Raw genomic sequence first — 12,775 nt, 5'->3', positions numbered from 1 at the left:
TCACGTTCCTCTTGGGGGCGCCTCGGGTGTGGCTGGATCCGGCGGGGTCGGCGCTGCGGCCCCCGGCGGCGTGGCCAGGCCCGTCCGCCGGAGAGCGGCCTGGGTATCGATGCGCGATGCGGGGATGCCGGCCTTGCGCGCGGCCTGCAATGCGACGCGGGCCTGGTCCAGCTCGCCGAGCACGGCCAGCGCCTGCGCGTTGAACATGGCGACGTCGCCGGGTTCGTGACCCAGCGCCTGCGCCTGTTGCGCGAGGCGCAATGCGCTGTCGCGCTCGCCGAGTTGCGCGCGGTACCAGCCCAGCGCGGCAAGTGCCTTGGCGTCGTCGCCCTTGGCATCGACGAAACGCTGCGCCAGTGCCGCGGCCTGCGCGTAGGTCGCAGGCGCCTGTGCAGCGGTGCGCGGGTCGGCCTCGAGTGCATCGGCGAGGAAGCCCACGTAGAAGAAGTCGGTCGGATTGAGTTCGATCGCGCGGCGGTAGAGCTCGGCGGCGCCGGCGTAGTCGCCCTTCTGGTAGCGCAGCGTGCCCAGGTTGCTCAGCGAAGGCTCGTTGGGCTCCAGCGCCAAGGAACGCCGCAACGCGACCTCGGCGGCCTCGTTGTCGCCGGCGGTCAGCAGCAGCCCGCCATAGATGCTCCAGTACCAGGCATCGTCCGGGCGCAGCGACAGGGCGGTGCGGTACGAGGCGATCGCTTCGGGGTAATGACCAAGCCGGAACTGCTGGTAGCCAAGTTCGGCATGCACCTGCGCGTTGCCGGGGCTGGCCAGCAGCGCCTGGCGGAAGTCGCGCATCGCGTCCTCTTCGCGCCCCTGGTCCACGCGCACCTGCGCGCGCCCCACCAGCGCCTGCCAGCGCATCGCCGGATCGTCGACGATCGCGTCGTAATACTTCAGCGCCTGCGCCGCGTCGCCCTGAACGCGGTACAGGTCGCCCATGGCCAGGCTCACTTCGCCCATCGTGCGATCCATGTTCGAGGCGCGCAGGCAGGCCAGTCGTGCGCTTTCGAACGCGTCGACGTCGCGGTTGGATTCGAAATTCCAGGCTTCGGTGCGGCACAGCCCGGCCTGCGCCTTGGCGAAGCCCGCGTCGGCTGCCAGCGCCTTGCGGAACTGCTCGGCGGCATCCTTGCGCGCGTCTTCGCCCTGCGGGTGGATCATCTGTTTCAGGCCGAACAGGTAGGCGTCGAATGCGGCCGCGTTGCGGGTCGGCGCCAGCCGGCGCTGCAGGCTTTCGCGCTCCTCCGGGAGCATTTCGACCAGCGCGCCCGCCACCGCGTTGGCGATGTCGGTCTGCGTGTCGAAGATGGTGTCCGCGTCACCGTCGTAGTTGCGCGACCAGAGCGTGTAGCCGGTGCGCGTGTCGGACAGCCTCGCGTTGATGCGCAATCGCCGCCCGTCGCGACGGACGCTCGCGTCCAGCACCGAGGCCACGCCCAGCAGGCGGCCCAGCGCCTTGATGTCCTGGCCGCGGTCGATCGCCTCCGGCGGTCGCCATGCCGCGACCTTCACTCCGCGCACGCCGGCCAGCGCGTTGAGCATCTCCACCGACAGGCCTTCGGCGAAGAAGCGGTCCTCGCGCGCCTCGCTGAGCGTGGTGAACGGCAGCACGGCGATCGAGGCCTCGAGCGGTGCCGCGCTCTGGCCGCGGTCCCGCCACCACCACGAAGCGCCGCCCAGGACGCCCACCGCCACCAGCACGGCCACCCACGACATGCGCGCGGGGGCATGGGCTGCGTCTGCATGCGCAGCTGGCGGCTCCACGATCGCATCGACGCTGTGTGCCACTGCCGGGATCGGAGGTGCCGTCACCTCCGCTGCCGACGCCACGGCAGCCGCCAGGGAACCCGTTGCGTCGGCCTCGGTCGCTGCCGCCGGGACGGATGCCTGCGTTTCCAGCACGCCCACGAAGCGGTACCCCAGCGCGTGCTGGGTCTGGATGTAGCGCGGATGCTGCGAGTCGTCGTCCAGCGCAGCGCGCAGCTGGGCGATGGCCCGGGTCAGGACTCCGGGGGTGACATGGCGGTGGCCCCAGACCTGGTCCAGCAGCGCGTCCCGGCCCAGCAAGTCGCCCGGCCGCTGCAGCAACGCCAGCAGCACCGCGAAGGCCTTCGGCTCCAGCGCCTGTTCACGTCCGTCGCGTACCAGCGTGTGCGCGGCCGCGTCCACGACGATGCCGTCGAAGCGGTAGCGCCCGTTGCCGCCGCCGTCGCCGGGGGCATTCGGGTCGTTGCCGGGCTTCATCGCCAATTCCTCATGATTGCCTCATGAATTCAGCAAACACGCATGGAACAGTCGCACCTGCCTCATGACCTGCATGCGCAGCCCCGGGATGCTGGCCCGGCGCCGGCAATGCCGCGCCTACCCACCCCCTGGAGACGAACGATGAACGCTGTGATGACGAACCGGTCCCTGGTCCAGCCGCTGCCCGCCGTCCTGGACACCCCCCTGTCCTTCAATCTGCTGCGCCGCCGCAAGAACATCGGCGACTACCACCTGGCTTCGGTCGACCTGGAACGCTTCAACCACCTGCTGGCCCGGCTGGGCCGGGACAAGGCGCCCCTGGGCATGGACCAGCTGGCGACCGCCGCGCGACAGCTGTCGGCGGCCGCGGATGAAGCGGCACCCGAATGTATCGCCCAACGTATTGCGTGGATCGAATCGGTCGTGGCCATGGCTGGCGACCCGGCCTGGGAGGCCGCCAACGACGTCGCCGACTGCGCGCGGCTGGTGGTCGACTATGCCAACGACGTCCACGACCTGATCCCGGACTGGATGCCGCGGATCGGCCGGCTGGACGATGCCATCGTGATCGACGCGGCGTGGCCGACGCTGCACCACGAGGCGGCCTGCTATGAGGACTTCCGCCGCCTGCGCGCACTGGAAGCCAGCCTGCGCGGCTGCAGCCCCGACGCACTGCCGTTCGACCGCCAGGCGTGGCAGGTCGCACGCCAGGCCGAAGCCGCCCTGATCGCCCACCGCCGCCGCGTGCGCGAATCCAGCTACGTGCCGGCCCCGTCTGCGATGTTCCGGGTCCACTGATCCTGCGCAGGCATCGTGCGAAGTAGAAGCATGCCGCCCCTCGTGGGCGGCATCTTCTTGTGGCCTCGCATCACCCGGCGAAGCGCTGGCGGCGGTCCGCCCGCGGGGCGACGCGGTCTTGAACGACAAGATCGATGGCGCCGGCATGCCGTGATCCATTTCCGCTACGCTTCGCCGATCGTGACGACAGGGAAGACGGCATGCCAGGCAGGACGCGGTGGGTGGTACTGGGGTGCCTGTTGGCCAGCACGATGGGGTGCCAGCGGTTCGCCGCACCGGAAGAACGGATCAATGCAGCGCTCCCCCCGGCTGCCGAAGTGCTCGAGGCCAGGCAGGCCTTCGACGAACAGGCACGGCTGCAGGCCTTCGACGCCGCCCGCATCGATTCCGAACTGCACAGCCGCCTGAAGATGCGTGCGCTGGAATGCGCGCATGGTTATTCGCCGTCGTGGCTCCAGAGCGAGGAAGAAGTCCGCGCCCAGCTGACCGATGCGGCCTGCTTCGAGAAGGCCGACCGTGCGCTGGCGCAGTGGATCGGCTTGCGCCACGCGGGCCTGCTGCTGGCCGCCCCGCCCTTGCGCCCCGTGCCTGCGCAACCGGCGCCATGGCTGGTCGCGGGCGAACGCATTTCCGAAGGCAGTTTCCCGCGCGAGGCCGGCATCGCCGTGCTCCATACCGCGACGGGACACGAACTGTTCGACCTCGGCAGCGGCGAGCGCTTGCGGCAGATTCCCCGCGGCGAGCGCAGCTTCGTCGTCGACATCTCCGACAACGGCCGACTGCTCAGCCTCAACCAGGGCCAAGCCACCGTCGTGCTCGACCTGGCACGCGGCAAGCCGCTGCTGCGCCTGGAGCATGCAAGCGATCAGCGCCTTTTCTGGCTCGGCCAGGCCGGCGCACTGTACGTGCCCGAGGTCACGCGCCGACCGGTGTTCGTCGACCTGCTCAACGGCCTGGAAAGCGATATTCCCACGCCGCTCCACCGGATTACGGCCGTCTCGCCGATGCCGGTGCCCGGCCGCTACGCGCTGCTCGGCTTCAACCGGCATGCCGCCATCGACCTGCACCAGGACGCCCGCGGCTGGACCGCCCGCCTGGCCCAGGAGATCGAGCCGGGGCAGGCCATCGGCCAATGGCCGCGCGGCAACCTTACCGCCGACCGCACCTGGGCCAGCAGAACGGCCCGGTCCTGATGGACCTGCGCACCCTGCGCATCCGCAAGCCCGAGCTCGCGCCGCTGATGCTGGCCATCACGGTCCCCACGCCCGACCCCGACATCGCCTATCTGTTCGGTCATCACCGTATCGCCAACGGCGTCGAGCACCAGGCGCTGCTGTACTCGATCAGCCGGCATACGCTGGCACCGGCACGGATCGGCAAGCGTCTCTCCTCGACCGTGACCTACATCCCCTCCATCGGGCGCAATGCGCTGCTGGACGACTTCAAGCTGGTCCTGCTCGATGGCCTGGCGCCGGCGCAGGCGCCGGTGGACGCCGACGCCTATCTGCGCCAGCTGCCGGTGGTCGAACCGGAGCCTGCCAGTACGGACGATGCGGCGCAGCTGGCCGCATTACGCGCCGCCTTCCTGGCCCAGGCCGGTCGCGACAGCGACGGCGCGACCAGGGCCCCGGCCACGGGTGCCGACCACGACCTCGCGGCGCTGGCCAGGACCGCCATCATCGAAACGGTCGGCGTCTACGAAGGCGAAGGTGCCGTGCACGGCGCCGGCAGCAGCGTCCGCGAACCCGGCACCGTGCAGGTGCTGGTCAGGCGCGGCAAGCCTGTGATCCTGGTACTCACCTCCTACGAGCCGGTGAACTGGATCATCAAGCCGGAACCGGGCGCGAAGGTGGCCGCGGTCCTGCACGGTGGTTACCACCCTTCGCAGGTCCATGGCGCCGGCGACGCACGCATCATCGACATGGGCCGGGTGTACGCCTACAAGCGTGGCGAAGGTGGCTTCGAGCGGCTTGACGGGGAGGTCCGCCAGCGCAGCGGCAAACCGGTCGGCCGCTTCCAAGGCAACTATCGCGGCAACCTGTTCCAGGTGGGCGGCGGCGGTTGATGCCGGCGCGGCATCCGCAGACAGGAACGGATCCTGAATGCCGACGGCCGGCAACCGCCACAACCCGTCGGCCGGCGTAATGTCGGTCACGGGGCGACCGGCCCCGCTGCTGGGAGCGAGCCATGGCGTTCAGTACCGCAGGGAGATCCGGACCACTGGCCGATATCAACGTCACGCCGCTCGTGGATGTGATGTTGGTGCTGCTGATCATCTTCATCGTGACCGCACCGATCGTGGCACGGCCGATCAGCGTGCAATTGCCGCAACCGTTCGACAGGCCGGCCGAAAGGCCGGACCCGCCACCGCCGATCGAGCTGCGCCTGGATGCGGCCAACCAGCTGACCTGGAACGGTGCGCCGCTCGCCGCCGGCGAACTGGAGGGCCGGATGCAGGCGCAGGCCTGGGCGCACGCCGGCAACCTGCCTGAACTGCGCATCGCGACCGACGAGAGTGCCGAGTACGACGCCCTGGCGAAGATCCTGGCGACGGCCGAAGCGACCGGCATGCAGCGGATCGCATTCGTGCGCTAGCGGAAGGGACGTGGCCGCCCGCGGGCTGCGGGCGGTCCACTGCGCCGCAACGCGACTGCCCGGCAATACCTCGACAAGCCGGTGTCGCGCGACGCCGGCCCGCTGCCGGGTCCAGTCGGGAAACAGCGGCTCGCGCCGCACGCCCTGACACCGGCAGCCGCCAGCGCGACCGACCCGATCGACGAGGTCGGCGGACCCGCGGCCACCGGCCATCACCGATGACGGTACGACGCAGGAGTCCTGCGCCAGCGGCCGGCGGGATCCGTGCGGCCGGCATCCTCCGCGATTCCGGGATTCAACCGCTGCGCGGCGACCCGGGCGCCGCGAACAGGCGCTGCAGCGGGCGCAGTGTCAGCAGCGCCAGCACGAACGGTCCCAGCGCCAGCAGCGCGTGCAGCCAGAAGAAGCGCGCGTGGCTCATCGTTTCCCACCAGGCGGTGAACGCGCCGCTGAGCACGTTGCCCAGGAAGGTGGAGAAGAACAGCATGCCCATCATGGTCGAGGTGACCGCGGCCGGTGCGACGCGCGAGAACAGGGCCAGCACCGTGGGCCAGTAGTAGAGGAAACCCAGCGCGTTGAGTGCGAACAGCAGCAGCGGCCACAGCATGTGGATCTGCTGCCCGGCATCGACCCGGCTGGCCGGCAGCAGCATGACCAATTGGGCCACGGCGGTGATCAGGTAACCGATGGTGATCTTGCCCAGCTCGCCCGGTTCGCGCCCGCGCGTGGCCTGCCAGCGCCACAGCATCAGCAGGGGCGGCACCAGCAGGATGCAGAACAGGCCGTCGAAGGAATTGAACGCGCTGGTCGGCACCGTCCAGCCGAACAGGCCGCGATCGACCGATTCCTCGATCAGCAGGATTCCGGCGATGAATTCCTGGTTGTAGACCGCCGCCGGCAGCACCGCGACCAGGCTGACCAGCAGCAGGCCTGCGATGACCTTCCATTCGTGCGCCGTCAGTGGCGCGGTGGCGGCATCGCGCACCCGGGCCACGTCGGGCGGCAGGTGCCTCCGGCCGGCCATGTAGATGCCCATCGCCACCAGCATCATCACGCCGGCGGCGGCAAAACCCACGTGCCAGCCCCAGTACTGCGCCAGCACCGCGCACACCGCCGGTCCCAGCAGTCCGCCGGCGTTGATGCCCGCCGAAAAGATCACGAACGCGCGCGTGCGCCGTCCTTCTTCGTGAGGCCCATACATCTGGCCGACCTGCACCGAAATGTTGCCCTTGAGCAGGCCACTGCCGATGACCAGCAGCACCAGGGCCGCCAGGAACGCGGCTTCGGACGCCATCAGCAGGTGGCCCAGCGACATCATCGCCGCACCGAGCAACACCGTGCGGCGCTGGCCCAGCAGGCGGTCGGCCAGCAGGCCGCCGAACACCGGGGTGAAATACACCAGGCCCGAGTAGAGCCCGTAGATCTGTGCGGCGAAGGCCTGGTCGGAAAGCGGACCGGTCACCCACTCCACCGCCGCGCGGAACTGCCCCAGGCCGAGCACGCCACCCATGATTTCCGGGGTGAACAGGTGCTGGATCATGTACAGCAGCAACAGGCCGGACATGCCGTAGAACGAGAAGCGCTCCCAGGCCTCGGTGAAGGCGAGGTAGGCCAGGCCCTTGGGGTGGCCGAAGAAGCTGTTGTCGTCGCGGGACGCGGGCGCAGGATCCATTGCGCCTTCTAGCAGAAAGCGACGCCCGCAGTCTGCCCCCGCCGGGGGTCACCCGTTTGCGTGCCCCGGCGGGATCACGGTCGACCGTCCTGGCGGGCAATTGCCGCCTGCCGACCGGCCGGACCGCTTGTTTGCGCATGCGGTCTGTTTCTTGGCGTCGGCTCGCACCCTGCATCGACGGCTGCCTCACCCAGAGGCGGAGCGCGTCGTGCCCGGCACGAAAGCACCCGTGCCGACGAACGCATCGGTGGCATGCGTACTTCGACGCCGCTCCGCCTCGCATCCCGACATGCTTTTCCTGACCGATCGACTCCTCGCATGCCGTTCGATGTGCAGAAGGCATGGCACTACGCCAGAGTCGTCGAGCAGCGGAGGGCACGATGGACAACAACGAGGCATTCCTAAAAGTCCGGCTGGGATCGGCGCGGATCGAGTTCAAGGGCGACGCGGCCCTGCTCAAGGGCGGCGTGCTGGACCTGGCCAAGGGCCTGGACAGGCTGCAGATCCCCAGGGTCGCCGAAAGCGCGAGCGCCCTGGCGCTGGAACTGGATGCAGCACGCGCGCTGCAGGACGAGGCCCGCCAGGCACTGGATTCGCTGTCCGGGATGGGCGAGATGGAAAGCCTGCGCCTGCAGATGGCCATGGACCGGATCTCGAAGATGATGAGCACCCTGTCCAATATCCTGAAAGCCAGCAGCGAGACCGCGAACGCGATCGTGCGCAACATCAGGTAGCGTCCTTCGCCATCGTGCCCGGCGCGATCGCTGCTGCAACCGCCGGCATCCATCCGCACCGCTGCATCGCTGTCTCGCTAAACGCACTGCCGCCGCGGCGTGCACGACACGCTGATCGCCGGGTCACGCGCAGATCACCGCACCGGAGCCAGTCTTGTTGCCCATCCATTGCGGAGATGCGCCATGAACATCCTCAAGACCGCCGTGCTGGGCGTGGCCGGCTGGCTGGCTTACCGGGCCTGGCAGAGCCGGCGCGCGACCCGGCCATCACCCACCCTCGGCCTGCACGATGCCGGCGACACCGCGCCGCCGCACGGTGATCCGCTGCTGGCCGACGTTGATCAGGAAATGGGCTCGCAGCGTATGGCGCAGTCGAGCCGCGGCTTCGGCGACAACTGACTGCCTCGACGAGCCCCGACATGGCGCGCAAGAAGCGGTTGAAGCTGGCCACCTACAACGTCAACGGCATCGGCACGCGCCTGCCGCACCTGCTCGAATGGCTGGCCCGGGAACGTCCGGACGTGGTCGCGCTGCAGGAGCTCAAGGCGATCGACGAGGTGTTCCCGGTCGCCGCCCTGGAAGAAGCCGGCTACGGCGCGATCTGGCAGGGCCAGCGCTCCTGGAACGGCGTCGCCCTGCTGGGGCGGGACAGTGTTCCGGTCGAGAGCCGCCGCGGCCTGCCCGGCGACGACAGCGACGAACAGAGCCGCTACATCGAAGCCGCCGTCCACGGCATCCTCGTCGCCGGGATCTACCTGCCCAACGGCAACCCGCAACCGGGGCCCAAGTTCGACTACAAGCTCGAATGGATGGCGCGCCTGGCCAGGCACGCGCGGACCCTGGTCGAGCAGCCCCACCCGGTGGTGATCGCGGGCGATTTCAACGTCATCCCGACCGACGAGGACGTCTACGACCCGAAAGCCTGGCGCAAGGATGCGCTGATGCAGCCGCAGGTGCGGGAGGCCTTCGAGCGGCTGCTGGCACAGGGTTGGACCGACAGCCTGCGCCAGGTCCATGGCGACCAGCGGATCTACACGTTCTGGGACTACTTCCGGCAGCACGCCGAGCGCGACCGCGGCCTGCGCATCGATCACCTGCTGCTCAATCCCGTGCTCGCCCCGCGCCTGCAAGCGGCAGGGGTGGACCGATGGGTGCGGCTCCAGGACAAGGCCAGCGACCACGCCCCGACGTGGATCGAGGTCGCCGCCGACTGAGCGACGGCATCAACGACAAGGCCCCCATTGCGGGGGCCCTGTGGCATGGCTGGGGAATCGGCTACTCCTCTTCTTCTTCGCCGGGTCCACCCGCCTGGTCGCGCTCCCGCTCCCGCTCCTGCTGGCGCTGCTGCTGGTTCTGGCTGCTCATCTTCTCGGCTCCTCGCCCGGCACTGTGCCGGGGATCGATAGCGTCCGGCCGCGTGTGTAAAGGCGCCGTCGATTTCCCGTGTGAAAGCCGTCATCCGCCGGCGGCAACGCCCGCGATACGCCTCGTAGCCGACGGTGAGCCGCCTGTCCCCGCCCCGCCTTGACCGCCACGGCGGCATGCGCGCCACCGAAGCTCAGCGGGCCACGCGCCGCACCACCGCGCAGACCGCCGCCAGGGCCAACGCCGCGCCCCACTGCACCAGCGGCACGAACATGAAGACCAGTCCGCCCTGGGGGTCTATATGGATCAGGGCGGCGTCGACATAGACGTAGAGGCCGAACAACGCGATGCCGCATGCGCCGATCGCATATACCCACGAAGCGATCCGCGCGTGCCGGAACCAGCGGGCAGCCCACGCGAGCGCGGCCAGCGGCAGGATCGCCCACAGCATGAACATGCCCAGGCCCACATAGCCGGAGAATTCCTGGTACGCGTAGTTGTCGCCCCACGGACGGGCCATGCGGATCGCCAGGGCCACGCTGGCGGCCATGACCAGGCACAGGAACACGCGCAGCGAGAACAGAAGGGGTACTGGCATCGTCATCGTCGGAAGCCGTTGCTTGGGCGTTGACTGTAGCGTGGTCCCCGATCCGGGATCTGGAACCGGGTCCGCCATGGCCGTCCAGGCCAGCCGCCCGTTCGACAGGCCCGTCTTCCCTGATGCCACCGCCTACACTAGGCACCGGGCCAACCGACGCTGGCCGCGCGCACTGGGGACCCGAACGATGATTCTCACGCTTACCGACCTGATCACGCCCGACGAGCTTGCGCTGATCAAGCAGAAGGTCGCCACGGTCCCGTTCACCGATGGCAAGGCCACGGCGGGCGAGCTGCTGCACAAGGCCAAGAACAACCAGCAGATCCCCGGCAACCACCCGGTGATGAAGGACATCACCAACATCGTGATGCAGGCGCTGGGCCGATGCGACCCGTTCATGAGCCTGGCCCAGCCGAGGCGGCTGGCGACTATCCTGGTCAGCCGCTACGAGCCGGGCATGGCCTACGGATCCCACGTGGACGCGCCGATCATGGGCGAGCCCAACCACGTCCGCAGCGACGTGTCCTTCACCCTGTTCCTCAACGAGCCCGACACCTACGAAGGCGGCGAACTCGCCTTCGACACCGGCAGCGGCGAGGCCGCGTTCAAGCTCCCCGCGCGCTCGGCGATCTGCTATCCCACCGGGCAGCTGCACCGCGTGCGACCGGTCGAAAAGGGAGAGCGGCTCGCGGTGGTCGGCTGGATCCAGAGCCTGGTGCGCGAGCCCGCCATCCGCGAACTGCTGCACGACCTGTCCGAGGCGCGCGAACTGCTCGCCGGGCAGGAAGGCACGGCACGCGCGGTGGAACTGATCACCAAGTCCTACTCCAACCTGCTGCGGCGCAACGCCGAGCCGTAACGGGATCGGCGCCTGCAAAAACCGGAAGTCCGGGCCCATGCCTGCGCCCGGATCGTAGTGGCCGGCCCGTTGCCTACTGGCGGGAGCCGGCCGCGGAGCGGCAGTAGTACTCCACCAGCGGGAAGGTCAGTGGCTGCTCGCCGGTGAGCTGCCACTGCTCCTGCAGCGCGTCGGCACTGGCCTCGATCAGCTTGACCTGCGCGCCGCGCGCGTCCAGCAGGGCCGGGAGCCGGCGAGCGAGCGGACTCGCCCTGGCCGCGTCCGCCGTGACGATGCACAGCGCCATGCCGGCCGGAAGCGGGGCCTCGGCCATCACCTCTTCGAAGTCTTCGATGCTGCCCTTGTCATCGGCATCGTAGAGCTCATCGATGCCGGCACCGGCCTCGGCGAGCCGGTACCGCACGATTTCCGGCTCGAACAGCATCACCATCAGCGGCTCCGCCTCGACCGCCCCTGCGTCGCAGGTGCGCGGCACGGAGGAAAGAGCGATGGGCCCCGGCGGCCCATCGGTGGCGACGCGCCGGATGGACACCGCGCAGATGCCGTTGTCGAAGTCGCGGATCATCTCGCCCTCGTAGTCCGCGCCGGGTTCGGGAACGAAGGCGGCGCGTACATCGCGCGCGCAGCGCCAACCCGATGCGCTGGCGACCTGGGCCTGCAGCAGGACGGGCTGGCCCGGCACCAGCGGAAATTCCAGGTAGTACGGATTGGCCATCAGCTTGTCGCGCATCGCCAGGTTCCGGGTGGCCTCGGTCTCGGGGATGCCGATCGTGCTGTTTTCCTGCTTCTTGCCGAACAGGGTCTTGAAGCCGTGCGAAAGCGAGCCTGAGGCCGAAATCTCCTCGTCGTACTCCTTCTCGCAGCGCGCATTGGTGTACATGGTCAACGAGACGCCGTTCTGGCCGAACAGGCGGATGCGCGCAGGACGCTCCACCGGGGCAAGGACCTCGTCAGCTGCCGCCGGTGCGCAGAGCAATGCACCCAGCAGGGCGAGGATCGGACGAACGGGCATGCGCGTGACTCCCATGACGAACAGGATGCTGGAGAAGTGGGTGCGCCCGTCGCGACTCCGGGCCAAGGCCTTCGTGAATCCGACACCCCTGCGGGCGGCGCGCCGCGATACTACAGTGCGCGCCGGCAACGGTGAAGACTTCAGACCGGGACATGCGCCACGGAACCGCAAGGCGCCAAAGTCTGCGCGCAGTTCGCCGATGCACACACGGGTCCGGAAATTGCGCAGCTGCGTCGCTGACGCGCGCATCCACCGCGCACTACGACATCCATTGAGCCCAGCGATGGCGAAGCGCCCGCGCCGGCCCCGCGGCGGTTGTCCGGGTGGCGAAGTGCCGCTTCGATCCGCGGAAGAAGGCTTGAAATCCCTGGTGCCCGGTGCGACGGCACGCGACCGCGTGCCGTCGCCGGGCTGGCTGCTAGTTGGTGGAGCTGGGCTTGTTGACGATCCGCGGATCCAGGCTGATGTAGTAGTTGTTGTGCGTGGGCAGCTCGATCGCGGGCTTGTAGTTGTAGGTGTTGCTGTCGTCGTCGTTGTCGATGATGGTCAGCTGCTGCGGCGTGGCCGGCGACTGCTGGACCACGAACTCGCTGGCGCTGCCGCCCTGCGGCACGATGATGGTGGCGCCGACGCCGTGGCGGGTCGCCCATGTCACCGGGGTGACGTAGCCGGTGGACTGCGGCGCCAGGGTGAACACGAAGTCCACGCTGTCGTTGTACCGCGACGGGTCGTAGGCGGCGGCCTGCTGCATGTCGATGTTGCCCTGGCTGTCGACCACGGTCCCCAGGTTGGCGGGCGTGGAGCCGGTCTGGCTGTAGGTGGCGGAACCACCGAAGTCGCTTGCGCCGTGCTGCACGCAGTTGAAGACGACGGAGACGTTCACTGTCCGGTTCACGGGCAT

At 69.1% G+C, this 12,775-nt stretch carries 13 protein-coding genes; 8 read left to right on the top strand and 5 right to left on the bottom strand.

From position 1 onward, the window contains the following. Nucleotides 1–2,241, bottom strand: a complete 2,241-nt coding sequence (locus tag MNQ95_RS08470; RefSeq protein ID WP_241952590.1) for a tetratricopeptide repeat protein — start codon at nucleotides 2,239–2,241, stop codon at nucleotides 1–3. Nucleotides 2,242–2,394: 153 nt separating this feature from the next. Between MNQ95_RS08470 and MNQ95_RS08465 the strand changes: the two genes are divergently transcribed. The 4 genes from MNQ95_RS08465 (at nucleotide 2,395) to MNQ95_RS08450 (ending at nucleotide 5,634) form a co-directional block, all read left to right on the top strand. After that, nucleotides 2,395–3,039, top strand: coding sequence for a YkvA family protein (locus tag MNQ95_RS08465; RefSeq protein ID WP_241952589.1), 645 nt, complete (start codon nucleotides 2,395–2,397; stop codon nucleotides 3,037–3,039). Between the two features lie 200 nt (nucleotides 3,040–3,239). Then, on the top strand, nucleotides 3,240–4,232 hold the full coding sequence (locus MNQ95_RS08460; RefSeq protein WP_241952588.1) for a hypothetical protein: 993 nt from the start codon (nucleotides 3,240–3,242) through the stop codon (nucleotides 4,230–4,232). Further along, nucleotides 4,232–5,104: a hypothetical protein gene (locus MNQ95_RS08455; RefSeq protein WP_241952587.1), complete on the top strand. Its 873-nt coding sequence runs from the start codon at nucleotides 4,232–4,234 to the stop codon at nucleotides 5,102–5,104. The genes MNQ95_RS08460 and MNQ95_RS08455 overlap by 1 nt, the downstream gene beginning before the upstream one ends. A gap of 122 nt (nucleotides 5,105–5,226) precedes the next feature. After that, nucleotides 5,227–5,634: an ExbD/TolR family protein gene (locus MNQ95_RS08450; protein WP_241952586.1), complete on the top strand. Its 408-nt coding sequence runs from the start codon at nucleotides 5,227–5,229 to the stop codon at nucleotides 5,632–5,634. Nucleotides 5,635–5,929: 295 nt separating this feature from the next. Here the strand turns inward: MNQ95_RS08450 and MNQ95_RS08445 are convergent, their stop codons facing one another. Continuing rightward, complete coding sequence (locus MNQ95_RS08445) at nucleotides 5,930–7,306, bottom strand: peptide MFS transporter (protein ID WP_241952585.1); 1,377 nt, start codon at nucleotides 7,304–7,306, stop codon at nucleotides 5,930–5,932. A gap of 380 nt (nucleotides 7,307–7,686) precedes the next feature. Between MNQ95_RS08445 and MNQ95_RS08440 the strand changes: the two genes are divergently transcribed. From MNQ95_RS08440 to xth, 3 genes are all read left to right on the top strand, one after another. Then, nucleotides 7,687–8,040, top strand: coding sequence for a hypothetical protein (locus MNQ95_RS08440; protein ID WP_162409927.1), 354 nt, complete (start codon nucleotides 7,687–7,689; stop codon nucleotides 8,038–8,040). Nucleotides 8,041–8,223: 183 nt separating this feature from the next. Then, nucleotides 8,224–8,439, top strand: a complete 216-nt coding sequence (locus MNQ95_RS08435) for a hypothetical protein (RefSeq protein ID WP_241952584.1) — start codon at nucleotides 8,224–8,226, stop codon at nucleotides 8,437–8,439. Between the two features lie 20 nt (nucleotides 8,440–8,459). Then, entirely contained in the window at nucleotides 8,460–9,254 is a 795-nt protein-coding gene (xth, locus tag MNQ95_RS08430; protein WP_241952583.1) for an exodeoxyribonuclease III, read from the top strand. 344 nt (nucleotides 9,255–9,598) lie between these two features. Here xth and MNQ95_RS08425 read toward each other — a convergent pair whose 3' ends face one another. After that, a complete protein-coding gene (locus tag MNQ95_RS08425; protein ID WP_241952582.1) occupies nucleotides 9,599–10,003 on the bottom strand; it encodes a hypothetical protein in 405 nt (134 codons plus the stop codon). A gap of 187 nt (nucleotides 10,004–10,190) precedes the next feature. On the opposite strand from MNQ95_RS08425, the gene MNQ95_RS08420 reads away from it, so the two are divergent. Then, nucleotides 10,191–10,862 (top strand): Fe2+-dependent dioxygenase, encoded by a 672-nt coding sequence (locus tag MNQ95_RS08420; protein ID WP_162409931.1) that lies wholly within the window; start codon nucleotides 10,191–10,193, stop codon nucleotides 10,860–10,862. A 73-nt stretch (nucleotides 10,863–10,935) separates the two neighbouring features. Here the strand turns inward: MNQ95_RS08420 and MNQ95_RS08415 are convergent, their stop codons facing one another. Together MNQ95_RS08415 and MNQ95_RS08410 are read right to left on the bottom strand one after the other, a co-directional pair. Next, nucleotides 10,936–11,874 (bottom strand): hypothetical protein, encoded by a 939-nt coding sequence (locus tag MNQ95_RS08415; protein ID WP_241952581.1) that lies wholly within the window; start codon nucleotides 11,872–11,874, stop codon nucleotides 10,936–10,938. A gap of 418 nt (nucleotides 11,875–12,292) precedes the next feature. Further along, on the bottom strand, nucleotides 12,293–12,775 hold the full coding sequence (locus MNQ95_RS08410; protein ID WP_241952580.1) for a hypothetical protein: 483 nt from the start codon (nucleotides 12,773–12,775) through the stop codon (nucleotides 12,293–12,295).

Origin of the sequence: Pseudoxanthomonas daejeonensis (genome assembly GCF_022637495.1) — a bacterium.
Lineage (GTDB): Bacteria > Pseudomonadota > Gammaproteobacteria > Xanthomonadales > Xanthomonadaceae > Pseudoxanthomonas > Pseudoxanthomonas daejeonensis.
This window is presented reverse-complemented; position numbering and strand designations above follow the sequence as displayed.